27 protein-coding genes are annotated in these 25,852 nt (G+C 33.9%); 6 read left to right on the top strand and 21 right to left on the bottom strand.

Going from position 1 to position 25,852, the window contains the following annotated elements:
- The first annotated feature begins 9 nt into the window (after positions 1–9).
- A complete protein-coding gene (gene cdvC / locus V6M85_RS00420) occupies positions 10–1,125 on the top strand; it encodes a cell division protein CdvC (RefSeq protein WP_338601581.1) in 1,116 nt (371 codons plus the stop codon).
- A gap of 25 nt (positions 1,126–1,150) precedes the next feature.
- On the opposite strand, the gene V6M85_RS00415 is transcribed toward cdvC, so the two are convergent.
- The 6 genes from V6M85_RS00415 to V6M85_RS00390 all read right to left on the bottom strand — a co-directional run bounded on the left by V6M85_RS00415 (position 1,151) and on the right by V6M85_RS00390 (position 6,841).
- Complete coding sequence (locus V6M85_RS00415; RefSeq protein WP_338601578.1) at positions 1,151–3,181, bottom strand: DNA topoisomerase I; 2,031 nt, start codon at positions 3,179–3,181, stop codon at positions 1,151–1,153.
- A gap of 5 nt (positions 3,182–3,186) precedes the next feature.
- A complete protein-coding gene (locus V6M85_RS00410; RefSeq protein WP_338601575.1) occupies positions 3,187–3,474 on the bottom strand; it encodes a DNA-directed RNA polymerase subunit K in 288 nt (95 codons plus the stop codon).
- Positions 3,465–4,586: an aminotransferase class V-fold PLP-dependent enzyme gene (locus V6M85_RS00405; protein WP_338601572.1), complete on the bottom strand. Its 1,122-nt coding sequence runs from the start codon at positions 4,584–4,586 to the stop codon at positions 3,465–3,467. The genes V6M85_RS00410 and V6M85_RS00405 overlap by 10 nt, the downstream gene beginning before the upstream one ends.
- Positions 4,583–5,554, bottom strand: a complete 972-nt coding sequence (locus V6M85_RS00400) for an NAD(P)-dependent oxidoreductase (RefSeq protein ID WP_338601569.1) — start codon at positions 5,552–5,554, stop codon at positions 4,583–4,585. Before V6M85_RS00400 ends, V6M85_RS00405 begins: the two co-directional genes overlap by 4 nt.
- 194 nt (positions 5,555–5,748) lie before the next feature.
- Positions 5,749–6,372 (bottom strand): N-glycosylase/DNA lyase, encoded by a 624-nt coding sequence (locus tag V6M85_RS00395; RefSeq protein WP_338601568.1) that lies wholly within the window; start codon positions 6,370–6,372, stop codon positions 5,749–5,751.
- Positions 6,314–6,841 (bottom strand): hypothetical protein, encoded by a 528-nt coding sequence (locus tag V6M85_RS00390; protein ID WP_338601565.1) that lies wholly within the window; start codon positions 6,839–6,841, stop codon positions 6,314–6,316. The genes V6M85_RS00395 and V6M85_RS00390 overlap by 59 nt, the downstream gene beginning before the upstream one ends.
- A 108-nt stretch (positions 6,842–6,949) precedes the next feature.
- Between V6M85_RS00390 and V6M85_RS00385 the strand changes: the two genes are divergently transcribed.
- Positions 6,950–7,168: a hypothetical protein gene (locus V6M85_RS00385; RefSeq protein ID WP_338601562.1), complete on the top strand. Its 219-nt coding sequence runs from the start codon at positions 6,950–6,952 to the stop codon at positions 7,166–7,168.
- Entirely contained in the window at positions 7,165–7,476 is a 312-nt protein-coding gene (locus V6M85_RS00380) for a hypothetical protein (protein WP_338601559.1), read from the top strand. The genes V6M85_RS00385 and V6M85_RS00380 overlap by 4 nt, the downstream gene beginning before the upstream one ends.
- Here the strand turns inward: V6M85_RS00380 and V6M85_RS00375 are convergent.
- From V6M85_RS00375 to V6M85_RS00365, 3 genes are read right to left on the bottom strand one after another with little or no spacing between them, the layout of a single operon-like run.
- Complete coding sequence (locus V6M85_RS00375) at positions 7,437–7,751, bottom strand: hypothetical protein (protein WP_338601557.1); 315 nt, start codon at positions 7,749–7,751, stop codon at positions 7,437–7,439. The two genes, V6M85_RS00380 and V6M85_RS00375, sit on opposite strands and share 40 nt — an antisense overlap.
- A 4-nt stretch (positions 7,752–7,755) precedes the next feature.
- On the bottom strand, positions 7,756–8,145 hold the full coding sequence (locus V6M85_RS00370) for a hypothetical protein (RefSeq protein WP_338601554.1): 390 nt from the start codon (positions 8,143–8,145) through the stop codon (positions 7,756–7,758).
- Entirely contained in the window at positions 8,105–9,100 is a 996-nt protein-coding gene (locus V6M85_RS00365) for an NAD(P)/FAD-dependent oxidoreductase (protein ID WP_338601551.1), read from the bottom strand. Before V6M85_RS00365 ends, V6M85_RS00370 begins: the two co-directional genes overlap by 41 nt.
- 96 nt (positions 9,101–9,196) lie before the next feature.
- On the opposite strand from V6M85_RS00365, the gene V6M85_RS00360 reads away from it, so the two are divergent.
- Positions 9,197–11,617 (top strand): valine--tRNA ligase, encoded by a 2,421-nt coding sequence (locus tag V6M85_RS00360; protein ID WP_338604835.1) that lies wholly within the window; start codon positions 9,197–9,199, stop codon positions 11,615–11,617.
- Between the two features lie 17 nt (positions 11,618–11,634).
- On the opposite strand, the gene V6M85_RS00355 is transcribed toward V6M85_RS00360, so the two are convergent.
- Genes V6M85_RS00355 through V6M85_RS00315 form a run of 9 tightly spaced genes read right to left on the bottom strand, consistent with a single transcriptional unit; the run spans position 11,635 to position 19,397 of the window.
- Positions 11,635–12,840, bottom strand: coding sequence for a pyridoxal phosphate-dependent aminotransferase (locus V6M85_RS00355; protein WP_338601548.1), 1,206 nt, complete (start codon positions 12,838–12,840; stop codon positions 11,635–11,637).
- An 18-nt stretch (positions 12,841–12,858) separates the two neighbouring features.
- Positions 12,859–13,602 (bottom strand): indole-3-glycerol phosphate synthase TrpC, encoded by a 744-nt coding sequence (trpC, locus tag V6M85_RS00350; RefSeq protein WP_338601545.1) that lies wholly within the window; start codon positions 13,600–13,602, stop codon positions 12,859–12,861.
- A 3-nt stretch (positions 13,603–13,605) separates the two neighbouring features.
- Positions 13,606–14,193: an aminodeoxychorismate/anthranilate synthase component II gene (locus V6M85_RS00345; protein WP_338601542.1), complete on the bottom strand. Its 588-nt coding sequence runs from the start codon at positions 14,191–14,193 to the stop codon at positions 13,606–13,608.
- Positions 14,194–15,459: an anthranilate synthase component I gene (locus V6M85_RS00340; RefSeq protein WP_338601539.1), complete on the bottom strand. Its 1,266-nt coding sequence runs from the start codon at positions 15,457–15,459 to the stop codon at positions 14,194–14,196.
- Positions 15,437–16,054 (bottom strand): N-(5'-phosphoribosyl)anthranilate isomerase, encoded by a 618-nt coding sequence (locus V6M85_RS00335; RefSeq protein ID WP_338601536.1) that lies wholly within the window; start codon positions 16,052–16,054, stop codon positions 15,437–15,439. Before V6M85_RS00335 ends, V6M85_RS00340 begins: the two co-directional genes overlap by 23 nt.
- Positions 16,044–17,084 carry an anthranilate phosphoribosyltransferase gene (trpD, locus tag V6M85_RS00330; protein ID WP_338601533.1) on the bottom strand — a complete coding sequence of 347 codons (1,041 nt, stop codon included), beginning with the start codon at positions 17,082–17,084 and terminating at the stop codon, positions 16,044–16,046. Before trpD ends, V6M85_RS00335 begins: the two co-directional genes overlap by 11 nt.
- Entirely contained in the window at positions 17,071–17,802 is a 732-nt protein-coding gene (gene trpA / locus V6M85_RS00325) for a tryptophan synthase subunit alpha (RefSeq protein ID WP_338601530.1), read from the bottom strand. The genes trpD and trpA overlap by 14 nt, the downstream gene beginning before the upstream one ends.
- Positions 17,795–19,072: a TrpB-like pyridoxal phosphate-dependent enzyme gene (locus V6M85_RS00320; RefSeq protein ID WP_338601528.1), complete on the bottom strand. Its 1,278-nt coding sequence runs from the start codon at positions 19,070–19,072 to the stop codon at positions 17,795–17,797. Before V6M85_RS00320 ends, trpA begins: the two co-directional genes overlap by 8 nt.
- A gap of 52 nt (positions 19,073–19,124) precedes the next feature.
- The gene (locus tag V6M85_RS00315; RefSeq protein ID WP_338601527.1) at positions 19,125–19,397 is read right to left on the bottom strand and encodes an acylphosphatase; all 273 of its coding nucleotides are present in this window, start codon (positions 19,395–19,397) and stop codon (positions 19,125–19,127) included.
- Between the two features lie 92 nt (positions 19,398–19,489).
- Between V6M85_RS00315 and V6M85_RS00310 the strand changes: the two genes are divergently transcribed.
- A complete protein-coding gene (locus V6M85_RS00310) occupies positions 19,490–20,569 on the top strand; it encodes an inositol-3-phosphate synthase (RefSeq protein WP_338601526.1) in 1,080 nt (359 codons plus the stop codon).
- 264 nt (positions 20,570–20,833) lie between these two features.
- Here V6M85_RS00310 and ppsA read toward each other — a convergent pair whose 3' ends face one another.
- Together ppsA and cdvB1/B2 are read right to left on the bottom strand one after the other, a co-directional pair.
- A complete protein-coding gene (gene ppsA, locus V6M85_RS00305; protein WP_338601524.1) occupies positions 20,834–23,227 on the bottom strand; it encodes a pyruvate, water dikinase in 2,394 nt (797 codons plus the stop codon).
- A gap of 87 nt (positions 23,228–23,314) precedes the next feature.
- Positions 23,315–23,980 (bottom strand): cell division protein CdvB1/B2, encoded by a 666-nt coding sequence (gene cdvB1/B2 / locus V6M85_RS00300; RefSeq protein WP_338601522.1) that lies wholly within the window; start codon positions 23,978–23,980, stop codon positions 23,315–23,317.
- An 81-nt stretch (positions 23,981–24,061) separates the two neighbouring features.
- Between cdvB1/B2 and V6M85_RS00295 the strand changes: the two genes are divergently transcribed.
- On the top strand, positions 24,062–24,343 hold the full coding sequence (locus tag V6M85_RS00295) for a hypothetical protein (protein WP_338601519.1): 282 nt from the start codon (positions 24,062–24,064) through the stop codon (positions 24,341–24,343).
- Here the strand turns inward: V6M85_RS00295 and V6M85_RS00290 are convergent.
- Complete coding sequence (locus V6M85_RS00290) at positions 24,318–25,763, bottom strand: UbiD family decarboxylase (RefSeq protein ID WP_338601516.1); 1,446 nt, start codon at positions 25,761–25,763, stop codon at positions 24,318–24,320. The genes V6M85_RS00295 and V6M85_RS00290 overlap by 26 nt on opposite strands.
- Positions 25,764–25,852 lie beyond the last annotated feature (89 nt).

Genomic DNA, 25,852 nt, shown 5'->3' with positions numbered 1-25,852 from the left:
GTTAAGTAGATGAGTGCACAAGTGATGTTAGAAGATATGGCTAGAAAATATGCTATTATGGCAGTAAAAGCGGATAAAGAGGGAAAAGTAGACGACGCAATAACATATTATAAAAAGGCTATAGAAGTTTTAAGCCAGATTATAGTTCTATACCCTGAATCAGTAGCAAGAACAGCATATGAACAAATGATAAACGAGTACAAGAAGAGAATCAACTATTTGGAAAAAATTTTACCAGCTTCTAATGATGGGGAAGATGATAAAACTACACCAGAAGAAGTAATAGTCACTGAAAAACCTAAGGTCTCATTTAATGATATAATTGGCTTAGACGACGTTAAGGAAGCATTAAGAGAAGCAATAATATACCCAACAAGGAGGCCAGATTTATTTCCGTTGGGATGGCCTAGGGGAATTTTGCTTTATGGTCCTCCAGGTTGTGGAAAGACAATGATCGCGGCTGCGGTAGCTAACGAAATAGACTCTATCTTTATCCAATTAGATGCTGCATCAGTAATGTCAAAATGGCTTGGTGAGGCCGAGAAAAATGTCGCTAATGTATTTAAGATGGCTAGAGAGGAGTCTAAGAAACAAAATAAGCCCGCCATAATATTCATAGACGAGTTAGATGCTTTATTAGGCATATATTCTACAGAAGTTGGAGGAGAAGCAAGAGTTAGAAATCAATTTCTAAAAGAGATGGATGGCTTATTGGATAAGTCAGAGAATTACAAAGTGTATGTAATAGGTGCTACTAATAAGCCCTGGAGGTTAGATGAGCCATTCTTAAGGAGATTCCAGAAAAGAATATATGTGAGGTTACCTGACTATGATCAGAGATTATCATTATTCAAATATTATACGGCGAAAGTCAAATTAGCAAGTGACGTAAGCCTTGAAGAGTTAGCTAAATTAACTGAAGGATATACTGCAAGTGATATTAGAGACATAGTACAGGCTGCTCATATAAAGGTAGTCAAGGAAATGTTTAAGAATAATTTGAATGAACCAAGAGAAATTACGATGCAGGACTTTAAGGAAATACTAAAGGTCAGAATGCCTAGCGTTAATCCAGAACTCATAAAAGCGTATGAAGCTTGGACTGAGAAGTTTAAGGCCTTATAAAAAGTCAGATACCCCAGAGCTTACCTCATCTTTTCAGTTTGGCATGACTCTCATCACCGTTTAATAAGTATGCTACTACGTCTTTTACATACTTACCAGTAGATCTACTATTACCAATCCTCTTTAAAATCTTTTTATAATCGTAACCTGTTCTCTCCTCCCATATTTTCACGGTATCTAGAAGTTTTAATTTGGCTTCATAATGGTACTTACACAACTCGTCTTTATACTGCTCAAGATCACATAATTTACATCTTGCAACTTTTACAAGACCTAAGCCCTTAGCCAACGACTCGCCTACCTTATCCTTATTTACCTTGTATTCCTCTATAAATTTATTTAATCTCTCTATGTTTTCTTTAATTACGTAGTTTTCCGAAATATTGCCAGTTTTTATTAATTCTAGTTTATTCTCCATATCTGCTGTCATCTTAACATCGGCTATATCAGGGAAAAATTTATTTAATACTTCAGCAACATAAAATCCTAATTTCGTAGGAATTAAATATTTCCCACTACTAGTTAGATATCTTCTTTTTACTAAAATTTCAATTATTCTCCCTCTGGTAGCTTCCGTGCCTAGGTTAGAGTATTCCATCCACTTGAGCAAAGAAACTTTCGTATATCGTGGTATAGATCTACTTAAGCTAATATCTATTTTCCCTCCTTGAATTAAACCTTCATCTTCTTTAGAAAGAATTATTGGTTTATCTTCATTTATATTGTGAAAATGATATATTTCCAACCAGTTTTTTTCCAGTATTTTTGTATATGAAATTGTGAATTCTAACGGAAAATCTAGCACTCTAGCGGTATAGTAGGTGGTAGCGATCTTGGCGTCAGCTGATATTGATGCCAAGAATCTTCTTACTATTAAATCATATAGTTTAAATTTATTTACAGGTAATTTTTTGGGTGGCTCGCCAGTTGGGTGTATAGCTGGATGTGCAGGATCGTCTTTTGAACCTTGTTTAACGATGTAATTACCCCCACTAATTTTTTTAACTAAACTAATTAATTCTTTATACGAGCTGTTCTCAAGACCCTTAACTATATTATATACACTTATAGTTGGTGGAATTTTTTGACTATTTGTCCTCGGATAACTTATAAGTCCATCCAGATATAGATCTTCTGCTATACGTTCTACATTATATGGAGAGATTCCATATATTCTTCCTGCTTCAACTTGAAGATCAGTAAGATTGAATGGGGAGGGTCTCTCCAAGATTTTTATTTTATTTTCAATTTTAATTATTCTTACTTTTTTGTTAACTAATTTATTTAAAAAATCCTTTGCCTCAGATATCCTATCGAACTCCTTATCTAATTTAATTTTCAATGTATAATCTCTAATTTTAACATTAATTGAAACAGTGAATTTTGGTAGCGGAATAAACAAATTCCTCTCAATTTCTGAATTAACAACTTGAACAAGTGTTGGGCTCTGAACTCTACCTGCACTCAGTATCACCCTCTTTTTTGCAAAATCTTGTAAAGAAAGCATTAGAGCCCTGCTGATGTTAATTCCCCATAACCAATCAATTTTATGTCTGGTCACTCCCGCATTTATCATGTTATAATCTAATGATGACATATTTTTGAACGCGTATAGTATATCGTTTTTAGTTAATGCAGAAAATTTCATTCGTTTTGCTCTCTTGATATCACCAAGGTATTTAATTATCAAATAGCCTATAACTGACCCCTCTATATCATAATCACACGCATTAACGAAACCTGTAGCGTACTTACTAAGGGTTGAGATCAATCGGTAATATTTCTTAGTATAATATGCATTTTTATCTATTTCCCATAAAGGTTTCCAATCAGCATCATATACAGGGAATCCACTTTTACCTTGCAATCCAAATAGATGCCCTGCTGCAGGAGCTATTACATATTTGCTATTATCATAGTAGGTCACCACCCAATAATTAACACCATACTTTCTACACAACACAGGCTTATCAGAAAGTGCTTCTGCAATTTTTTTGGCGGCTTTTGACTTTTCAGCTATAATGAGGTAAAAATTGTTTATATTACATAAATTCATCTGATTTAACTCTTTCTAAGAGATATTAAAATTGTTTTCCCATTTGGTAATCGTCTTCTAATAGTTATTGGAAGAACTCCTCTTTTAAACTCCTCTTCGGCTATCGTAACTACATCAGTAGAGTTAATGTTATTAACATCAATGAGTGCCGGGGCGCCCATTGCCAATTGTAATGCTCTAGCACTTATTATCCTAGCAATCTCGTATTTAGTTAACCTATTCTCCCATAATGAAATAAAAACTTCATTAAAATGTAAATCTTGAGACAAAATTTCATCCCTCTCTAATCCCATGAAACTTCAACTTTTAACTCTTCCGGTAATTTACATTCTTGTGGGACTTCAACTTCCACATCTGTTCTGAGTATTTCATTCAAATTCTTCACTAATTTCATTAACGCTCTATCATCAACTACGCCTAAAATACCTATCCTCACTATTTTATCTTTTAACTCACCCATGCCACTAGAGATCTCTATATTTCTTTCCTTTAACATACTGATCAACATACTTGGAGAAATTGGAGGTATTCCAGCTACGACTGTATTGGAGAAATTGGAATCATTACCTAATAATTTAAATCCCATGATCTCCATAACTCTTCTTAAATACCTAGCACATGCCTCATGTCTCTTCCATCTATTTTCTATACCTTCCTTTTCTAATAGTTCGGCAGCTCGTTTAGATGCAAAAAAGGCTCCTACAGTAGGAGTAAATGGAGTTTCTCCTTTATCTTGAAATTTTAAGTGAAGAGATATATCTAAATAACTGGGCAGGTCATATTTGACTAACTCATTAATGCCTTCATCAGATAATGCTGCAAATCCCATTCCAGGTATACTTGCTAAGGCCTTCTGACTTCCAGTTACAACACAATCTATTTTCCATTCATTAACATACAAAGGGTATGCTGCGAAGCCAGATACTGAATCAATAAGTAATTTAAGCCCTGCTTTCTTTATAGTTTCAGCTACTTTTTTAAGATCTCTAAATGCTATTCCAGTACTAGTCTCATTGTGGACTAAAGCCACTGTAGTTGCATCTTTATTTTCTTCAATGGATTTCTTTATTTCCTCTACGCTAAAAGACTCGCCAGGCTTCTTTTCATAACTAATTACTTTGGCTCCTCGTCTGATCAATGATTCTCGTAATCTATGCCCAAACTCACCATAAGGGAACGTTATCACTTTCTCTTCTCTCTTTACTAAAGAGAATACCATAGATTCTACAGCTAGGGTTCCAGATCCACTAAGTAAAGCGACTCTAGTAGAGCTAAAATGCTTATTCATCAGCTGCTCTAATTTTTTTACAGTTTCCCTAAATTTATCTGATCTATGATTAACTAAGGTGAGGGATTCTTGTAGAACACTTTTAGGAACGTTAACGGGACCCGGAATTAACATCATCTCAAAACACCAATCTCTTTTAAGGCTTCAATTAAGTTATTAGTCGTAACTACTGCAACCCTGCGCTGGGCTTCTTTAGTTTGCGCGCCTATATGAGTGGTTACTATAACTCTTTCATGTCTTAGTAGTTTCATTTCCCAATCTTCCTTAGGTGGTTCATTCCATAATACATCTGTAGCATATGTCAAATTCTTTTCATCAATGTACTTTAGCAATGCCTTACCATCTATCACTGCAGCCCTACTGGTATTAATTATAATTGCGTTATCTTTAACAATCTTAAATGTACTATCATTAAGAATTGGTTTAGCATCCTTACCTACTGTTACATGAAAAGATAATATATCAGAGACTTTAAGTAAATCTTCTAAACTCTCTGCAACTTTCACTCCAATCATATTAGCTTTTTCTCTCACATCAATAACATCATATACAATCACATTCATATCCAATGCTTTACAAACCTTAGCTACTTTAGAGCCTATTCTTCCGAAACCTATAATACCTATTGTCTTTCCTGCTAACTCCACTCCTTCTATCTTCTTAAATATACCTCCCTTAGCCATATTCATAGAATCGTAAAGCCTTCTCGCTGCAACTATAAGTAAACCTATAGTTAGTTCTGCTGCAGAATCTGTAGAAGCTCCTGGAGCGTACACAATTTTTATATTCCTTTTTGAGGCCTCTTCCGTATCTATATTATCTAAACCTATTCCAGCTCTTGCGATGACCTTAAGATTAATTCCTCTTTGAATAACCTCTTTATCTACCTTAGTTCTACTTCTAACAACTAAAGCTTGATAATTGCCTATTACCTTTAACAGTTCTTCTCTACTCATCTCTGGTTTATAGTCCACCATTAAGCCGTAGCTCTGTAAAGTTTTCAGCATATATTGATCTACTGGATCTGTTATTAATACTTTGAAATTTAATTTGTTTATAGAGTCAACACCTTGTATAGTCTCCATACATACCACCTACAAACTGCAAGAAGAATTTTAATTTAACATGATGATGAGAATGAGCTTGAGAATGATGAAATTATATTAAAAAGCATATTAATATTTAAAACATAATTTAATTTAAACCATCTTTTTAATGTATTGCTCATCTGCATGACAAGTCATAACAAACTATTACTACTAGTTTATATTTTTTATTGCTACTTAACTATAGTATTGGTCTCATGATACCATATAAATAAATCCAAAACGCCTAGACTTATATTTAAATTTGAGGCTATGCTTCTAAGAATTTCTTCAAAAAGCATATAGTGTTTTTTTGACAAATGTTTAGCATTGAGTTTTCCAATAGCTCCTATTCTTATCATGAAATCTACTACATGTCTATCTATTATAGCTAAATCAAAATACCCAACATTTCTGAGAAAATGACTCGCTTCTTTCATTCCTATGCCTTTAATTTTCAATAATATTTCTCTCGCTAATTGCTGATCAAAATCCGCTATCGGTTTAATTTCCCTTTTTAATTTACCATAAACGTCTTGCCTAGCCATTATTATATATTTCGCCTTTAGATTGTAAAATCTATATTTACATGATTTGAGAATACTTCTGATCTCATCTTCTGTTCCATAATATATCTTATCCCCCAAGCACGTTAAGGCCTTAAATGCGGATATGAAAGAAGAATTTGCAGTTAATAGACATAGAACGAGCTCTCTAAACCAGACTTTTTCGTCGGCTGAATTATTTAACTTAAATTCCTCAACTCTTTCTAGAACTCTTACTCTTACTTTTGGATCTTGAACTAGACTTCTTAGCACGTTTTTTACTCCTCTTTTTCTTCTTTTTAGATCTTCTAGATGTAGTAGTCTGTTTCTTTTCAGGGATAGGTGGATTGATATCTGATATTGAAATCATTTTAGTGCCATCATCAGTATAAAATACTATAAATGGAAAATCCTTCTTGATTAAGGAACCGCCAATTACATTATCTGCATTAACCTCTATTTTCATGAGCTGAACAGAATCGCCATTTAATTGTTGAGGTAAACCTATTGATGTAACGTTCAAAGGGCGAGAAAACTGAAAGTCAAAATTGAGCTTACCATTAATATATTTTTCATCTTTCCCTTGAATTATGACTATATCGCTAGAATCATCTGGCATTATTGACTCTAAATCATAAGTACTATCAACGACTTCCATATCTTTAATCTTTTGTATACGATAAAGTGTAATTATGTCATTTATTTTTAAGGCTTCTAACTTATAGTACGATACTAAATTCATCTATCAAATACACCCTCTTTAAGACTATAAAGTCTTTTAAAGTAGGCAAAGGTATAACGCTAAGAATAAAAATTTAAGTTAATTCATGCGAAGTGTTATTGATCTAAATTGAGCATTAGAATTCGAGGTTCAAATGCTTATGGACATCTGGGATGGTTAACAGTATATTGTAGAATATGTAATAGGAAGTTAATAATAGGTACAGATATTGTTTATAAATGTCCTAAATGTGAAAAGAAGTATGCTGCATACTTTTGTGAAGCAGATAAGAGAGGATTAAAGGGGAAATGTCCTTATTGTGGAACTGAATTGGTACCACTCCCATGACGATAACACAATATAATATTAATGGATTAAGATTTTCTGTTATTTATGAAGATAACGTTATTTTAATATATATGGATGTTAATAAAGAAATAAAAGATAAACGCATAAAAAGAGAAGAAAAAATACTATATATGGATGTTAATAAAGAAATAAAAGATGGATTTTTAAAGAAGATAATAATATGTAATACGAGGATTTCTTCATATATATGCAATGCGATAGTAGAGACAAAAAATAGAAATATAAACGAGGATTTCTTAAGAGACCTTTATAGAGAAGTTGTGGAGGTTTCGGATAAGGTTATATGAAAACCTTGTGACTTTAGCCTATTGTTAAGCTCTCTCATTATTTCAACGATATATATAGCATTATTTGAAACTACTTTAAGAAAAACATTTACATCTTTAGTTAACTGTGAGTTAAAGTAAATTAGAATTAAAGTATCTTGATTGGGAGCGCAAATATACGATGCGCCAATCTTAATGGGCTCGCATATCTCTTTAAAAATGTCACTCATAAATTGGGATAAATATTTTAACCTAAAAGGGTCTTCAGCCATAACCTTAAATCCCAGTTCAAACATCTTCTCACTTCTCCTTGTTGACATTTATTTTCTTAACCGGAATTTTAAGTTGCTCAAAGACTTTCTTTATACTATTTACATACTTTTCATCTCCATCCACCAGTTTCAACTTTAATTTCCTATATTTCATTACCAAAGATACATTACCATTGTCAAATACAATTACCCTACCATTCACACGCCCTTTCAAATTTCTCAAGAGAAAAAGATAAATGTATACCCCCTTTGACGGTATATTCACAATCTTTGCTTCCCCTACCTTATATGTTGGGGTAATTTTCTTCCCTGCTAAGTCCACTTGCTGTATGATTCCGTTAGATTCCACTCTAAATAGAAGAGATCTAAGAACATGCTTACCAGTTTTGCTTTTCGAATTTTCTAATAATACTTCCATTTTGCTTCACGCTCTTCAATGACTCAACTAATCCGTTCAAATCTATTTTATCTTCTAAATAAGTGTCTATAAGTACATCGTTTTTAAAAAATACTTTCATAAACGTTTTTCTCAAATTTAAACTAGAATATCTATATAAATCTAATAGCATTCTTTGAATTCTAATTCTTTTCTCAATCACACCAAGTTTTTGATCCATAAAATTATCAAAATTCCTTTCTTTATATATTGCCTCGAAAGCGTATTCTGCTGAAATGGCAGATGGTCTTATTCCTTCACCGCTCAATGGAAAAACTAGACCTCTTGCCTCACCTATTCTTAGCTTTTTATTTTTTACATTTCCAATACTAATAGGCGCACCTCTAACATCTTTTATCTTAAAGTTTCTATATTTTCTTCTAATATATTGATAGAGCATTTCCTTAGAATTTTTATATTCTAAAAACCCCGCACCTATATTGTATTCGTTCTCTTTACTTGGAAATATCCAATAAAAACCAGTGTATCTTGTGTCAAACTCTAATATTGCCTCGTCATCAAAGTCTTCAGTCTCTATTATTGCCCTAGTAGTATAAACAACTTCCCTATCCATGGGATAGGGTCCCCTACTATCTATCACGTAATCAAAATCTTTAAGAACAATGTCATGTGACACTACTACTTTAGCGCTCTTTCTCATATTATTTATCCATGCCCATTTATCTATAACTAACCACTTAGTACGAGCATATTCCACATCATAGATTTTCTCTCCATCAATATAAAATGAAAATCTTTTTATACCAAAAGTTTGTGTCCAATTAAAGGGCGGATTGTAAACATTTGGTACGATATCGCCACATGGTTTCACATAACTCTGATTAATATCAAAGATAATAACTTCATTATTAACCCTCGATAACAAATAAGCTAATGTAGAGCCTGCGACGCCTCCTCCTAATATGGCAATTCTCATTACGAAATTTTATAAGTCATTCGAATTTATATTTATATAAAAAGCGTCTAAATAGGTGGTAAGCTATTGTTAAATCAAGACGAAATTTTAAAGAAAATGGAAGAATGGCCAAAACATTATAATCCTAAGGAAATTGAGGAAAAATGGCAAAAAATCTGGCTTAGTGAAGAATACTGGAAAGACGTGTTCAGATTTAAAGATGAAGATGAAAAGTCTCCCGTATTCGTTATAGATACACCGCCTCCCTTCACGAGTGGAGAGCTTCACATGGGACATGCATACTGGGTTACAATAGCCGATACCATAAGCAGATATAAGAGGTTAGCGGGATATAACGTCTTAATACCTCAAGGATGGGATACACAAGGCTTGCCTACAGAATTAAAAGTGCAATATAGATTGGGTATTCCTAAGGAGAATAGGCAATTATTCCTCCAAAAATGTATAGAATGGACTGAGGATATGATTAGAAAAATGAAAGAAGCTATGATTAGACTAGGATATAGACCTGAATGGGAGAGATTTGAATATAGAACTTATGAATCAAAATATAGAAAAGTTATACAGAGAAGTCTAATCGATATGTATAAAATGAATTTAATGGAAATGAGAGAAGGGCCAGTAATCTGGTGTCCAAAATGCGAAACTGCATTAGCTCAGAGTGAAGTTGGTTACTTGGAGAAGGAAGGAGTATTAGCATACATTAGATTTCCGATAAAGGAAGGAGGAGAGATAATAATAGCCACGACTAGGCCAGAATTATTAGCTGCAACCCAAGCAGTAGCAGTAAATCCAGATGATGAAAGATACAAAAACTTAGTTGGAAAAACTGCAATAATTCCAATATTTAATAATGAGGTTAAGATTATAGCAGATGATGCTGTTGAAAGAGATTTTGGAACTGGTGCGGTAATGATAAGCACTTACGGTGATCCTCAAGATATAAGATGGCAACTGAAATATAATCTACCAGTAAAGGTTATTATTGATGAGAGGGGAAGAATTACAAATACTAATGGAATACTAGACGGATTGAAGGTAGAACAAGCAAAAAATAAAATGCTAGAGATCTTGAAGAATTCTGGATATTTAGTTAAGGTTGAGAAATTAAAGCACAACGTATTATCACATGTAGAAAGAAGCGATTGCCTATCTCCAGTAGAATTCTTAGTTAAAAAACAAATATATATTAAGATATTGGATAAAAAACAGAAATTACTCGAAGAATACAAAAAAATGAAATTTAAGCCATCTAGAATGTCCTACTATCTTGAGGATTGGATAAAAAGTTTAGAATGGGATTGGAACATAACGAGACAGAGAGTTTATGGAACACCATTACCTTTCTGGTATTGTGAAAATGGCCATCTAGTTCCGGCTAAGGAAGAGGAGTTACCAATAGATCCGACTAAAACTAAACCACCTATTGAGAGATGTCCAGTTTGTGGGTTAGAACTTAAACCAGTTACTGATGTAGCTGATGTTTGGATAGATTCTAGCGTAACTGTAATTTTTCTTACCAATTTTTATGAAAATAAAAAGATGTTCGAAAGAACTTTTCCTGCATCACTAAGATTACAAGGTACTGATATAATTAGAACTTGGTTATTTTACACATTCTTTAGAACTTTAATGTTAACCAATAATGTCCCGTTTTCAATGGTACTTGTAAATGGTCAAGTTCTTGGACCAGATGGTACTAGAATGAGCAAAAGTAAAGGCAATGTAGTATCACCATTAGATAGAATAGATGAATTTGGAGCAGACTCAATTAGAATGGCGCTTTTAGATGCGAGCATAGGTGACGATTTCCCATTTAAATGGGATGTTGTAAGAGGAAAGAAGATGCTATTACAAAAATTATGGAACGCGAGTAGATTAGTATACCCGTTTATAGCTAAGCAAAAAATTGATAAACCAATGGATCTTCATCTTGTAGACAAGTGGATCTTGCAAGAACATAAGAAGTTCGTTAATAAAGCTATAAACGCATATGAGAACTACGACTTTTATCTTGTGCTTCAAGAACTTTACAACTACTTCTGGGAAATTGTAGCTGACGAATATCTAGAAATGATAAAACATAGGTTGTTTGAAAATGATTTATCTGCTAAATATACAGCACAAAGGATCATAAAGGATATAATAGTATTATTGCACCCTATAGCTCCACACATCACAGAGGAAATTTACAGTAGGCTGTTTGGTTATAAAAAGAGCATATTACTAGAGGAGTTGCCGAGAGTTAGTGATATTGAAGAAGATAAAAAGATAGAAGAATTAGGAGAAATTATAAAGAAAACTAATTCAATGATAAGGTCAGAGAAAATAAAGAATAGACTATCGATGAATACTCCCGTTAGCGTGAAATTATATGCTAGCAAACGATTTATAGAATTATTAAAGGAAGTAGAGAATGATATAAGAAAAACTTTAAAAATAACTACATTAGAGCTTATTGAATCAAACGAAGAAAAAGTAGAAGTAAGACCAAGCAATCAGCCCATGGGAGTTTAGCTCACCTTATCTTAATATCAGGGTTTCATCATCTCTTCTACGAATTCTTTAATTTTTTGTACTCCCTCTCTAATAACTTCTTCGTTTACGGCAAAACTTAGCCTAATGAAATCCTTACCTATATTTAACGGAAATACTTCACCAGGTATAGTTACTACACCTTTCTCCTCAATTAACTTTATAGCTAATGACTTGACGTCCAGCTTACTTACATCTAATATTTCTCTAACATTAGGAAACATATAGAAGGCGCCATTAGGTTTAGATACTTGAATCCCTTTAATTTTACTTAATTCATTATACATTACGTCTCTTCTCCTCTTAAACAACTTAACCATTTCGTTAACTTCATCAAAAGTGTCAAAGGCTTTTAAAGCAGCCTTCTGCACAAAACTCGTAGGAGCAGTATAAATATTAGCAGCTAGTACTCCCATCTTTTGTATAACATCACGTCTGGCTACGATATATCCTAATCTCCATCCAGTCATAGAGAAGGTTTTGCTAAAGCCATTGACGTAAATTAAATAGTCTCTCCAATCTGCATCTTCTAGAGTACTCTTCATTTTACCTTCATAAACAAAATTGTCGTAAATTTCATCAGATAATAATATTATTTTGTTCTCTCTGGCTATATCAATCACTTTTTTAACATCATTTGGGGAAAATAATGTTCCAGTAGGGTTATGGGGATTGTTAAAGACTATCATCTTAGTTTTACTAGATATTTTAGATTGTAAATCATCCACGTCTATAAAGAATCCTTCTTCTCTGCTCCATTTTAGATTAGTGTAAACTGGTTTTCCTCCAAGTAACTTTACAACTTCTGCATATGAGTAGAAAGAAGGATCTGGTAATAGGATCTCGTCGCCGGGATTAATATATAAAATAAACGACAAGAAAAGTGCAGGTTTAGCACCAGGGGTAATGATTACCTCGTCTTTTTTAACATCGATACCATACCTAGTATTTAGATACTGTGCAATCTTTTCTCTTAATTCCTCGATACCAAATGCAGACGTATAAAAGGTAAATCCTTGATCTAAAGCTTCTTTAGCAGCATCTCTTATACGTTTAAACGTTACTATATCTGGTTGCCCTATTCCAAAATCAATTATCTTAATTCTCTTAGTTTTTTCTACATTCCTCGCTATATCTTTATACAATAAAGTAGTTTCCCCAGTAATTTGGGAAAGGTTTGTATTGAAATCTAATAAAGAAGCCACAAGATTATATGAGGGATGTTATATAAATTCTTTAATCTTCTCTGGATTTTTCATTAGTGTAGTGCCTATTAGAAAAGCATTTACACCTAATTTCCTTAACTCGTTTATTTCGCTTCTTTCAGAAATCCCACTTTCTGCTACCTTCACAATATCTGATGGTATGTTCGAGATTAGCCTTTTTTGTTTTTCTTTATCTATTGCAAAGGTTTCTAGATCCCTTGAATTAACCCCTATTAGCTTTGCCCCTACTCTTAACGCTATTTCTAAATCTCTTTCGTCATTTATTTCAACTAAAGGTTCCATACCATAACTCCTAGCATATTCCAACAAACTTTCCAATTCTCTTTCAGTCAATATTCTAACTATTAGTAGTATTGTGTCAGCACCTAGATTATATGCATCATCAATTTGAGTCTCTTTAACAATAAAATCTTTCATTAATATGGGAATTGAAATAGAATTTGCTATATTCCTTAAAATATTATAAGATCCTCCAAAATACTTCTCTTCTGTTAATATACTAATACCTACAGCATATTTTTCCATAAACTTAGCGTACTCTATGGGATCTTTCTCTATCTCTAATCCAGAGGGAGATTTGCGTTTATATTCTGCTATAATAGCGTTAACACCGATATTATTAAACTCTAAAATCCTCTTATATAGGGAAAAGAGAGGTCTTTCCCTAGAGACACTAACTGGAGATCGCTTTGAAGATAATTCTACTACGTCTTTCAGCCAACCTTTAAGATATCGTGGCATGTACTATATTCTGTTCAAGAAATTATAAAGTATCTTATACCCTATCGGAGTTCCCACACTCTCTGGATGAAACTGAACACCGTATATTGGATATTCTTCATGATGGATAGCCATAATTTCATCATCCTCACTCGATCTTGCATCAATAACTAATGGACTATTAACATCATCAACCACTAGGCTGTGATATCTAGTAGCCTTAAACTCCTTAGGAACACCGTAATATAAGGGTGGGACGTTATTGTTTACTATAATTATATTGCTGATCTTCCCATGGAAAACTCTTTTGGCTCTTCTTATCCGAGCTCCAAATGCATATCCAATAGCTTGGTGACCTAAACACACTCCCAATATAGGAATTTTCTTACCAAAAGACCTTATAACATCCAATGTTATCCCTATATCTTCTTGCTTTTCTGGTGTACCTGGCCCTGGTGATATTATAATCCTATCTGGATCTATTCTCTCTATACCCTTTACACTTATTTCATCATTTCTGATAACAATAGGATAACTTCCTAACTCGCCAATTATTTGCGCTATATTATAGACGAAACTATCGTAATTATCTATTATTAAAGTTAAATCCATCTAACTTACCCCTATCGCTACTTTTAACGCCTTTAATTTATGTTCAGTTTCAAAATACTCCGACTCGGGATTAGAATCATATACTATACCTGCACCAGCATGTATTCGTAATAGGTCTTTATTTAAAAATGCCGTCCTTATAGCTATTGCAAATTCAGCATCACCATCTGCTGAGATAAAACCTACTGCACCAGCATAAGGGCCCCTTTTATATTCCTCTAGAGTTTCAATAATATTCATTGCCATAGGTTTTGGGGCTCCGCTTACAGTTCCAGCTGGAAAAGTAGCTGACAAAACATTTAATCCATTATACTTCTTTTTTAGTGTTCCTACAACCTTGGATACTATATGTTGAACATGACTATACTTTTCTATGAACATTAGTTCAGGTACCCTAACTGTCCCTGGTACACAGACCTTACCTAAATCGTTTCTAGCTAAGTCAACAAGCATTAAATGCTCTGCTTTATCCTTTTCAGAATTTAACAATTCCAATTCTAACTTAAGATCTTCTTCTTGATCAGAACCCCTAGGTCTTGTACCAGCTATTGGATAAGTTTCAACAATATTATCTTGTACCCTAAATAATAACTCAGGACTAGAGCCTATTAGATATCTTTCATCAAATTTAAGATAAAACATATAAGGAGAGGGATTTATTCTCCTCAAATTATAATACATCTTTAGTGGATCTCCCTTGAATAAATATCTATAAAATCTAGATAATACAACTTGGAATATATATCCAGATCTTATATATTCTAAAGACTCTGAAACTATCTTCTCATAGTTGTTTTTATTTAGAGATTCATCATAAAAACTAACCTTAAAATCTCCTATATCTTTACAACCACCTATGCTACTTAAATCAGCATCAACATAAACTTTGCCTTCGTTATGGTCATATACTATAATGTTATCGGGAATGAAAAATTCTGCATATGGCCACTCTTCTGCAACTGGTTTAATATCTTTTATTTTTTCCCAGAATCTTACAGCATCGTAACTTATATACCCTATCATTCCGCCTTTAAATAAGCCTGGAATCTCCAATTTATGTAAGCCTTTTATGTTAGCACTAAGTGCATTTAAAGGGTCATCATGAATTCTTATATGATTCTTGTTTGTCCATGCTATTATGCTATATCTAGCCTTGTATTGAGGTCCTGATATACTTTCTAATAAGCCAGCTACCTTAAAGTTTCTCTCTACACACTTAAACACGTCAAATGGTGATGCAAACTCACTTATTGAATGGATCTCCATATTTAACTACCTCAACAATTTTTTTAACCTTTGTAAGATCTTTTTTCCCAGGATAGATTTCTACACTGCTAGAAATATCAATCCAAGCAGGATTTAAATTAATAAAACTGAGAGCATTTTCTATGTTAATTTTCCCACCTACACCTAAATTGGGGTACTCTCTGATAAAACTAGCAAACACATTAAAATCTACACTAACTCCTTTTCTTACCGAATCAATAAGTACCATATCCACGATATTCACAACTTTATCTAGATACTTCTTGTATTCAAATGAAGCGGGTACATATAATATGATTCGTTTTGTATCATAGGATCTAAGAATCTCTAACTCTGAGTCATTTAATACTCTATGTATTTGTATGTAGTCTGATGTTTTCAGTTCATCGACAATTTTGTTATTTATTTGTATATTTACCATTACATTTACTATTGGTTTTCCTATATATTTTTTGACGAAACCTATAAATTCCTTCTTAGCAAATCTCTGACTAATTGGATCAGTAACAATTCCTACATAATCTACATCAAGTTTAGATATCTCTATGATATCAGATAGTGTGGCATTACCACAAATCTTTAGCTTAACTACCATTGACTCTCGCCATTATTGCTTTCAATCTATTTAAATCACCATTAAGCGATATTATCTCATTTAGTTTATCTATCGACTTATCTATTAAATATCCCGCGTACTCATAGCCTTCTCTAAAATCGCTTACTTTATCTAGTACGAAAAGACCCACTGCTGTGTTAATTCTTAAAAATCTTGCTACATCCTCATCTTTACCCAAAAAGGCCCTAATTATTTTTATTGCAGAATCCTCAGATGAGTTAACAATTAGCCTATCAATTGGAATAGGAGATATCCCGAAATCCGTTACATTAATTGTAATCTCTTCTATATTACCATTAGTAACGATGCTTAAGAAGGTTTTACCTATTGGACTAACTTCATCTATACCAGGTTCTCCATGTACTAATACTATCTTTTTAAAATCGAGTTCTAATGCGCTTTTTGACAGAAGATTTAGGTAGTCTTTCGAAAACACTCCCATTAATTGATATTTTGCATTAGCTGGATTCGTTAATGGGCCTAAAATATTAAAAATTGTCCTAATTCCTAAGGTCCTTCTTACATTTGCTACGTTCTTCATAGCAGGATGATAATATTGAGCAAAGAGGAAAACGAAATTAGTCTTATGTATTAACTCTTTAGCCTTTTCTGGAGGCACTACAATGTTATATCCTAAAGCTTCGAGCACGTCCGCACTGCCACTTTTCCCACTTACTGCTCTATTCCCATGTTTAGCAACTGGATTGACTAAACTTAGTAGAATAGCACTAGCCGTACTAACATTTACTGTACTTAAACCATCTCCTCCAGTGCCAGCAGTATCTATCGCGTTATGAACATCTATTTTAATAGCAAGCTCTCTCATAGCTCTTGCAAACCCAACTATCTCACTTATACTTTCACCTTTCATCCTTAGGGCTACAAGAATTGCTGATGTCAGAATCTCTGGGACATCCCCTCTAATTATAGCTTTAGCTAATTCTTCGGCTTCTTCAATTTCCAAATTAGATTTATTTATAAGCTTCTTCAAAATTTCATTGATATTCATCCAAAATCACCCTAATTTTCTTAACTAAGTTTACAGCAGAATCAATTCCATTTCTTTCAATCTCCTCTATGAACGCTGTTCCAATAGCTACTCCATCAGCACCTGCGCTTAAGGCGTCTCTTAAATCAGATTCGTTAGATAGCCCAAATCCTACTACTAATTTATTATCCACTATATTCCTAACTCTATTAATCAGTTGTTTTACTGATACTGGTATTGGTACGCCAGTAGTGGGCCTGACACCATAATATAAGAATAAGTCACTAATCTTAGACACTCTATGAATTAAAAGATCTGGAACAGAGGGCGAGGTAAAAATAACGTCCTTTATACCTTTACTCTTTATTATCTTATCGATTTTCTCAAATTCATCAATATAATCGATGAGTAAATCTGGAAATAAAACTCCGTCCAATTTAATTTCTTTTAATCTATCCAAAAAATTACCTAGTTGGTTGATCCATTCTTCTAGATAAGTCAGTGCTATTATTGGAATATCTACTTTTTCACTAACATATCCTAGTAAAGACCAAATATCTAGACCTCTAACTTTATCATAACTTTTCCTTATTACTGGACCATCATACTTAGCATACTTTGGAGGTATCCCTAGCTCTAATATATCCACACCGTTATCAACAGCTTTAGTGATGAATTCTTTGAATCCTTGCTCATTAGGGTAACCTACAGTCATATATAACACAAATAGCTTACCCATTTCCAGCCAACCTTTTCATCATAGATTCGTAATTTGATAGGTCTAATAGACCATGCCCACTCAGATTAAATACTATAACTTTTTTCTCCCTACTTTTCCTAGCTTCTACGGCTTCATCAATTACAGCCTTTATAGCATGAGCTGACTCTGGAGCTGGGACAATACCTTGGGTTTCCATAAATATCTTAGCTGCCTCAAAAATTTCTCTTTCATTATATTCTCTCCACTCTATTATGCCTTCCTTTATCAATAGACTGAGTGTGGGTGCTACACCGTGATATCTTAATCCACCTGCATATATGGGTGGTGGAACATAATCCTTGCCTAACGTTATCATTTTCACTAAAGGCAAAAGCCCAGCCGAATCTGGAAAATCATATTTATACTCACCTTTACTGAATTTAGGAATCTCTGCTGAACTTACAGCAATATATCGTCTACCTCTTTTACTTCCAATAAAAGGATAAACAAAACCACCAAAATTACTGCCTCCTCCAACGCATCCGATTAGGACGTCAGCATTTTCCCCTAATAAATCCAATTGTGCCATAGTCTCTTGACCAATCACACTCTGGTGCAACAAGACTACATCTAGAACACTGCCTACTAAATATCTGAACTCATTCTTAAGAGCATATTCTATAGCCTCACTCATTGCTATACCTAAGGATCCAGGATGCTGAGGATTAGCTTCTAATATCTTTCTCCCAAATTCAGTTAAATTTGTAGGACTTGCATATACATTAGCACCATACAACTGCATAATACTTTTTCTCATTGGTTTCTGCTCATAACTAACCCTTACCATAAATATTGTACTTTTCATGTTATACATACTTGCAGCTAATGCTACTGCAGTTCCCCATTGACCAGCTCCAGTTTCAGTAACTACATGATTTATACCTTCTTCTTTTGCAAAATACGCTTGTGGTATTGCAGTATTTATCTTATGAGAACCGGTAGGTGTAGCGCCTTCAAATTTAAAGTAAATCCTTGCCGGTGTCTTTAAATATTCTTCTAACCTCCTTGCTCTGAATAAAGGAGTTGGTCTTCCTATCGATATATACCTATCTCTTACTTCTTCCGGTATTCTTACATATCTTTCTATAGTAAACTGTTGTCTTAAAATCTCCTTAGGCAATATGCTTCTTAACAAATCAATTCTTGAAAATTCAGCACCTTGGGGATCTCTAGGCGGAGGTAATGGTTTAGGCAAATCCGGAATTATATTGTACCAATACTTAGGCAAAATTTCGTCTTCTTTTACCATTGGTACATCAAAAGCACCGGTACATTATAAATGCTTTTTACCTTATAAACTTTTAGTAAGTCTCAAATTCCTTAAACTCCCCCTTATATTCACTGAAAGAATAATCAACTTTTTCTACTTCAGCAGCAGGTGGACCTCTTCTAACATATTCTAATAACTTACTTAAAGCCTCCTCATGACCTTCTGCAACGACTTCTACAGATCCATCAGGCAAATTCCTTGCATAACCCTTTATTCCTAATCTTATTGCGTGAATTTGAACAAATTTTCGAAAACCTACACCTTGAACTACACCATATATACGGATATAGACTCGCTTTAACATTTGACTCACCTCAGTGTCGCTCCACTTCTTCACGAGTCCGATTTTTCCCTTTCATCACAACATATTTTATCTAGTTATTTAACTTAAAGTTGATGATTAGAGTAGCAATAGCTGGATTAGGCAACTGTGCGTCTATGTTAATTCAAGGGATAGAATATTACAAATTAAAAGGCGATGATTATTATGAAGGATTGATTACCCCAATTATTGGAGGGTACAAAATTACCGATATAGAAATTGTAGCTGCTTTTGACGTTTCACGTAATAAGGTAGGAAAGGATATTTCAGAGGCAATATTTGAACCCCCAAATATAACCCCAAAAATAGTTAATATAGAGAAGAAAGGTATTAGGGTAGTAGCAGGACCCGTTCTTGATGGTGTAGCTTCACATATGGTTAATGTGTTTAATCCCACCTATGATGGTACTGTTGAGAAAATATTAGATGAGTTAAAGAGCAGTAGAGCTGAAATACTGGTTAATTTACTGCCAGTTGGAAGCGAAAATGCCACAAAAGCATATGCAAATGCATCCTTAATGAGTGGAACCGCGTTTATAAATGCAATACCTGTATTTATAGCTAGCGATCCCACCGGGTACTTCCCTAAAAAATTCAAAGAGAAAAACTTACCATTAGCCGGCGATGACGTCAAGAGTCAATTAGGTGCGACGATATTTCACAGAGCAATAACCTCACTCTTTAGATTAAGAGGAGTGAAAGTAGAAGAAACTTATCAATTAAATGTTGGCGGAAATACTGACTTTTTAAATATGAAAACAGAGGAAAGATTAGTATCAAAGAGAATAAGTAAAACAGAAGCTGTGACTAGCACTCTAGATAATGGGGAAGTTATAAAAAGTGAGGGAAAAATAAGAATAGGACCCAGTGATTATATACCATTCTTGGGAAATACAAAAGTAGCGTATATCTATGTAAAAGGAAGCGCGTTCGCGGGAATGCCAATAAAAGTTGAAGCCTCTTTAGAAGTCGACGATAAGGCTAATTGTGCTGCAGTTTTAATAGATGTTATAAGAGCAGTGAAGGTCGCTTTAGACAAGAAAATAGGTGGTCCACTTGAGAAAGTATCAGCGTTCTATTTTAAGCACCCCCCAATTCAGGCTAAAGACGATGATGAAGCCTATAGATGGTTTAAAGAATTCATTGAGATGTGAAATTTGCGAAGAAAACATTTCATTTTTTAAATGTACTATATGTGGAAGGCAAGTATGCCATGAAGATTACATACAGTATAGAAAAATATGTAAAGTATGTGAAATGAGTTTATGTAAGTTATGTGAGGAACATTTATCAATAGGTTCTTGCGAAATATGTGGTAAAATTATTTGTGAAAATTGTACTGCATATTTTGATGGAGCAAGAAGAATATGCAAAGATTGTCATAAGCGAAAAATATATAAAAATAATATTTAGAGAAATTATTTATTTCTATCTTTTTTACCATTAAGAGATTTTAGTATGATTTGCTGTTCAATAGATGCGACTTGCCTTCTAACATTAATTACAGCATCTGGATTCACACTAATACTATCTATACCGGCTTTGACTAGATATTCAACCACTTCTGGATATACGCTAGGGGCTTGGCCACATATTGATACGGTCTTATTGTATTTATGTGCGGCTTTTATTAACCTTCTTATAGATTCTAAAACTGCAGGATCTCTCTCATCATAATATCCCATTCTTGCTAGCAATTCTGAGTCCCTATCAACGCCTAATGTTAATTGTGCTAGATCATTACTACCTATACTAAAACCATCAACTATCTTTGAAAACTCTTCAGCAAGAACGATAACTGATGGAACCTCAGCCATTATCCAAACTCTAAAATCTGAGCTCCTCCTTAGTCCTTCTTCTTCCATTATTCTTATAGCCTTTTCGAGTTCCCATGTAGTTCTAACAAAGGGAAACATAACCCAAACGTTCTTAAGTCCCATTTCCTCTCTAACCTTACGTATAGCCTTAACTTCCAACCTAAAGGCTGGCTCATACTCTTTGCTGACATATCTAGAAACTCCTCTCCAGCCTATCATTGGATTTCTTTCTTCTGGTTCAAATTCTTCTCCGCCAATTAATTTTTTATACTCGTTAGTTTTGAAATCTGAAAATCTTACAACAACTGGTCTAGGATATATTGCACTAGCTACTTTAGCTATACCTTCAGCTAACTTATCTACAAATAATTCCGGATTTCCCATTTTTATTAAATACAATGGATGATATCTTATCCACTCGCTTACTATGAATTCAATTCTCATAAGTCCTATACCATCAAAGGGAAGATCTAGATATTTATCTATGACATCTGGCTCACCTAAATTCATGTAAATCTTAGTCGCAGTTACTGGATAAAGGCTTAGCAAGATCTCTCTACTTATTCCTTGAACTCCCATTTTTACTTGTGGCTGCGTTGCGCTAGACTCACCAGCCTGTAGCACTTTACCCTCATATATGATTCCTCTTATTGCGTCTACTGTGATCTCTTGATTATCTTGTATAACTTTCGTAGCCTCTCTACATCCTACAACAGCAGGAATCCCTAATTCTCTAGATACAATTGCAGCATGACTCGTCATTCCACCTTCATCAGTTACAATTGCACCCGCTATCTTCATTAATGGTACCCAATCTGGATCTGTCATCTTTGTAACTAAAATATCGCCTTTCTGAAAATCATGAACTTTAGGATCTTTAATATCAATAATTATTTTAGCCTTACCATAGGCAATTCCCGGAGAAGCTGCAAGCCCCTTAACTAAAACTTTACCAGTCGTGATAGATGCTTTTTCCGCTTCAGTTTTATTTTCTTCTTTTTTCTTTTTACTAGACCAGAAAGTTTCCGGCCTAGCTTGAACTATAAAAATATTTTCAGGAAAACTTAAGTCATTATCAATCGCCCATTCGATGTCCATGGGTCTTTTATAGTGCTCTTCAATCTTTAATGCTAGTTTAGCTAATTCTATAGCCTCATCATCCGTTATACTCATGGACTTAGATTCTCTATCATCCAGGTTAACAATTACGTTCTTTTTCAGTTGCCTATCATATATAATTTTGATATTTTTTTCAGAAACTTTTTTTTCGACGATCTTTAAAGTGGATTTCTCTATTAGAATCACATCTGGTGTAACCTTACCGCTTACAACACTTTCTCCTAAACCCCAATTGGACTCTATCATAATGTATTTTTCGTCACCTGTAACTGGATGTAAAGTAAACATCACTCCAGCAGATCTAGAATTTACCATTTTTTGTACTACAACCGCTATAAGAACAGATAGGTTGTCTATCCCTTTGCTCCTTCTATACTCTATGGCTCTAGCGTTATAGAGACTGGCCCAAACATCCTTAACCCTATCGAGAAGATCGTCTCTTGTAACGTTAAGATATGTATCTTGCTGTCCAGCGAAACTTGCTGTCTCAATATCTTCTGCAGTAGCAGAAGATCTAACAGCTACTAAGATTTCTTTTCCAACTTTTCTGCTTAACTCATCATAAGCCCGAAGTATCATATAGGCTAACTTTTCGGGCATTTTCGCATTTTTTATTAATTGTTTTATTTTTTCGCTTGCTTCTTCAGATGTATTTGCACTATTTAATATCTCTTTAATTTGCCCAAAAAGATTATTGTATTCAAGAAAATATTTAAAAGCTTTAGAAGTAATTATAAAAGCTGGAGGTACTCTAATTCCGAAACTCACTAACTCCCCGAGATTAGAACCCTTACCACCAGCCAATTCTATCATATCCTTACTCACTTGAGTAATATCGAGAATGAGACCTTCCTCACTACTAATAGCTTCAACCAAATAGAACTCCCCATATATCTATCTAAATAGAACCTTAAAAAATTATTTTATCGTTTAAACCTTTGTAAAAAATCTATATAATAGATATTATTTCTGTTCAGTACTAGACGACTTCTGAGTTGATGTAACGAAACTTGGTAATTCTGGGAATTTCTCCTTCATTCTCTGTTCTGCAACAACGGAAGCCTCTTCCAATATCTTTCTTGCCTCTGGGCTTGAAGCTGCGTAACTTACTGGTGCACCAGTAAAGTCACCTGCTTCTATTACTACTTCTTGTAATCCTTCTTCTAGTTCAGCCAACTCTAAGCTTATCTCTGGCATAACTCCTTTCATTGCGTTTCTTAGTTCCTTTATAACTCCTAAAACTGGTATTAGGCTATTAAACACATCACCTAACTCAGTTATGGTTTCTAGTCTCAATTGTACTTGTTCTAAAGCTATCTGAGTAGTGATTAATTGCCTAGAGATCTTCCTTATCTCAGCTATCTCATTAGCGTACATCGCAGCCCTAGCTGTATCCTTAGACATCTGTGCCTCTACTACCTTCTCAAACAGTGTCCTGTCCCTTTCTTGTAATCTTGATATGTACACATCTAAACGACTTATCATTGTTCTTAGTCTATAATTTGCCATTACTAATCTATATCTCAATGGTTGTTGAGGTTTGAAAGCATTCTTTATTCTCTCACCAATACTTGGCTCTTGTTTTCCACCCCAATTCTTTACAAAATCTTCTACTTTGCTTGAGGCCATTTCGGCTCTAATCTAATTCTTGGAATAGTACGTCTTTTAAGTACGGCAATACATAATACCCAAAGAAATCTATTATTAACTATGGAACCATTTACAATTAGACATGATGGGAAAACTCTTAAAATAACTAGTAATTTGGAATATCCGATAAGAATTATAGAAATCATCTTAAGGTATCATGTTACAGTAAATATGATAGATGATAAGGTTGGTCTTAAATCAATTACAGAAAATATAAAAATCGATAAGGAATTAAAAAGAAATCAAACGATAGAAATACAAACAAAATTAGAGGATATTAGCGAAGTATCAATAATATACAAGGACCAAATGATAGTTAGGAGAGTTGACCTCTCTTTATAATTTTACTTAATATTTGTTGAGCCTTCTCTACTACTTTTTCATCTGAGCTAACTTCTTCAGGCCAGTCTTTTCCCATTTCCTCTTTTAATTTCCTAGTCGCATCTATACCTAATTTACTACCTAAGGGAGGGAATGGGACACTAGGATCTAAAGAGTCTGTAAGTACGTTTTCTATTACCCATATATCACGTTTTGGATCAACATTCGCTGCAATTGAATATAGGACTTGATTTATGTCATGAACGTTTACGTTATCATCAACAATAATTATTATTTTTAGAAGACTTAACTGACCCATACCCCATAAAGACATCATCACTCTCTTAGCTTGACCGGGATAATACTTCTTAATGGAAAATATTCCTATTCCAGTAAATAGACCATACTCTGGTAAATTCATATCAACTAATTCTGGGACAATCATTTTCGCAAACGGTAAGAAAATTCTTTCAACACCTTTGCCTATCCAAGCATCTTCAAGAGGTGGTTTACCAACGGAGGTTACATGGAATATGGGATCTTCTCTTATGTAAGCTTTTTCTAATTTAAAAACGGGATAATAGTCAGGCGGTGTATAATAACCCATATGATCTCCAAAAGGACCCTCTAGTCGTGTATCGTTTAAATCTACATAACCAGCCAAAACTACTTCTGAATGACTTGGTACCAACAACTGATTATCTAATTCAGTTACATCAACTCCTTCACCTCTAAGAATTCCAGCAAACATATACTTATCAAGCCCATGAGGTACTGGAGATGCAGCTGTAAATACTATTGTAGGATCCACGCCTGTCACTATTGCTACTGGCATCTTAGTGATTCCTTTCTCTAAATACTTCTTAGCTGTCATGGAACCTCTTTTAAATGCTTGCCAATGCACTAAAGCCTCCTTTTGATTTAAAATTTGGATTCTATAAACGCTAAGATTATGAATTCCAGTATCTGGATCTTTCGTTATAGTTATCGAAAAAGTTAGAAATCTTCCTGCATCTTTAGGCCAAGTTTTAATTGCGGGAATTTTTGTTAAATCTAATTCTTTTTCTTCTTTAAAACTAGGTGATTTTGATTTAGGCATTATTTTACCAAGCCCTAGTATCTCTCTAAGTGATTTTATTTTATCAATAATTGTAATTGGAATATCGGATAAACTTGAGAGAAATTTCTCTGAAATTGATTCAAGTCTATTTGTTCCAAAAATCTCATATAAACTCTCAATTGAATAAAAAATGTTCGAAATGATCTTCCAATTTTCATAATTTCTTATCTTCTTGAATAGAAGGGGAGGTAAATGCGCGTAGGTCGCTCTCCTAGTAATTTCAGCTATTTCCAAATCTACACTAACCTCGTCATCGATCTCAATTAATTTACCTTTTCTTTTCATAAATTCTATATAATCCCTAAGGTCTTTGAATGTCATATGATTATTATACTTCAACAAAGCTTATATTTTGTAAAATAAACCACTTTAAACAGCTGGTGAATTGTTGTTGGAAACATGGTAACTGG

The organism is Sulfolobus tengchongensis, assembly GCF_036967215.1.
Classification (GTDB): Archaea; Thermoproteota; Thermoprotei_A; order Sulfolobales; family Sulfolobaceae; genus Saccharolobus; species Saccharolobus tengchongensis_A.
This window is presented reverse-complemented; position numbering and strand designations above follow the sequence as displayed.

Excerpts from the sequence above, each read along its gene's own strand:
- V6M85_RS00295 (WP_338601519.1), top strand. The coding sequence starts at position 24,062 with ATGGAACCATTTACAATTAGACATGATGGGAAAACTCTTAAAATAACT.
- V6M85_RS00400 (WP_338601569.1), bottom strand. The coding sequence starts at position 5,554 with ATGGAGACTATACAAGGTGTTGACTCTATAAACAAATTAAATTTCAAA.
- cdvC (WP_338601581.1), top strand. The coding sequence starts at position 10 with ATGAGTGCACAAGTGATGTTAGAAGATATGGCTAGAAAATATGCTATT.
- V6M85_RS00360 (WP_338604835.1), top strand. The coding sequence starts at position 9,197 with ATGGAAGAATGGCCAAAACATTATAATCCTAAGGAAATTGAGGAAAAA.
- V6M85_RS00365 (WP_338601551.1), bottom strand. The coding sequence starts at position 9,100 with ATGAGAATTGCCATATTAGGAGGAGGCGTCGCAGGCTCTACATTAGCT.
- V6M85_RS00410 (WP_338601575.1), bottom strand. The coding sequence starts at position 3,474 with ATGGGATTAGAGAGGGATGAAATTTTGTCTCAAGATTTACATTTTAAT.
- V6M85_RS00345 (WP_338601542.1), bottom strand. The coding sequence starts at position 14,193 with ATGGATTTAACTTTAATAATAGATAATTACGATAGTTTCGTCTATAAT.
- V6M85_RS00315 (WP_338601527.1), bottom strand. The coding sequence starts at position 19,397 with ATGTTAAAGCGAGTCTATATCCGTATATATGGTGTAGTTCAAGGTGTA.
- V6M85_RS00390 (WP_338601565.1), bottom strand. The coding sequence starts at position 6,841 with ATGAATTTAGTATCGTACTATAAGTTAGAAGCCTTAAAAATAAATGAC.
- V6M85_RS00320 (WP_338601528.1), bottom strand. The coding sequence starts at position 19,072 with ATGGTAAAAGAAGACGAAATTTTGCCTAAGTATTGGTACAATATAATT.
- V6M85_RS00370 (WP_338601554.1), bottom strand. The coding sequence starts at position 8,145 with ATGGAAGTATTATTAGAAAATTCGAAAAGCAAAACTGGTAAGCATGTT.
- trpA (WP_338601530.1), bottom strand. The coding sequence starts at position 17,802 with ATGGGTAAGCTATTTGTGTTATATATGACTGTAGGTTACCCTAATGAG.
- V6M85_RS00340 (WP_338601539.1), bottom strand. The coding sequence starts at position 15,459 with ATGGAGATCCATTCAATAAGTGAGTTTGCATCACCATTTGACGTGTTT.
- V6M85_RS00335 (WP_338601536.1), bottom strand. The coding sequence starts at position 16,054 with ATGGTAGTTAAGCTAAAGATTTGTGGTAATGCCACACTATCTGATATC.
- V6M85_RS00405 (WP_338601572.1), bottom strand. The coding sequence starts at position 4,586 with ATGATGTTAATTCCGGGTCCCGTTAACGTTCCTAAAAGTGTTCTACAA.
- cdvB1/B2 (WP_338601522.1), bottom strand. The coding sequence starts at position 23,980 with ATGGCCTCAAGCAAAGTAGAAGATTTTGTAAAGAATTGGGGTGGAAAA.
- V6M85_RS00380 (WP_338601559.1), top strand. The coding sequence starts at position 7,165 with ATGACGATAACACAATATAATATTAATGGATTAAGATTTTCTGTTATT.
- V6M85_RS00310 (WP_338601526.1), top strand. The coding sequence starts at position 19,490 with ATGATTAGAGTAGCAATAGCTGGATTAGGCAACTGTGCGTCTATGTTA.
- V6M85_RS00375 (WP_338601557.1), bottom strand. The coding sequence starts at position 7,751 with ATGTTTGAACTGGGATTTAAGGTTATGGCTGAAGACCCTTTTAGGTTA.
- V6M85_RS00415 (WP_338601578.1), bottom strand. The coding sequence starts at position 3,181 with ATGAATTTATGTAATATAAACAATTTTTACCTCATTATAGCTGAAAAG.
- trpC (WP_338601545.1), bottom strand. The coding sequence starts at position 13,602 with ATGCCACGATATCTTAAAGGTTGGCTGAAAGACGTAGTAGAATTATCT.
- trpD (WP_338601533.1), bottom strand. The coding sequence starts at position 17,084 with ATGAATATCAATGAAATTTTGAAGAAGCTTATAAATAAATCTAATTTG.
- V6M85_RS00290 (WP_338601516.1), bottom strand. The coding sequence starts at position 25,763 with ATGACATTCAAAGACCTTAGGGATTATATAGAATTTATGAAAAGAAAA.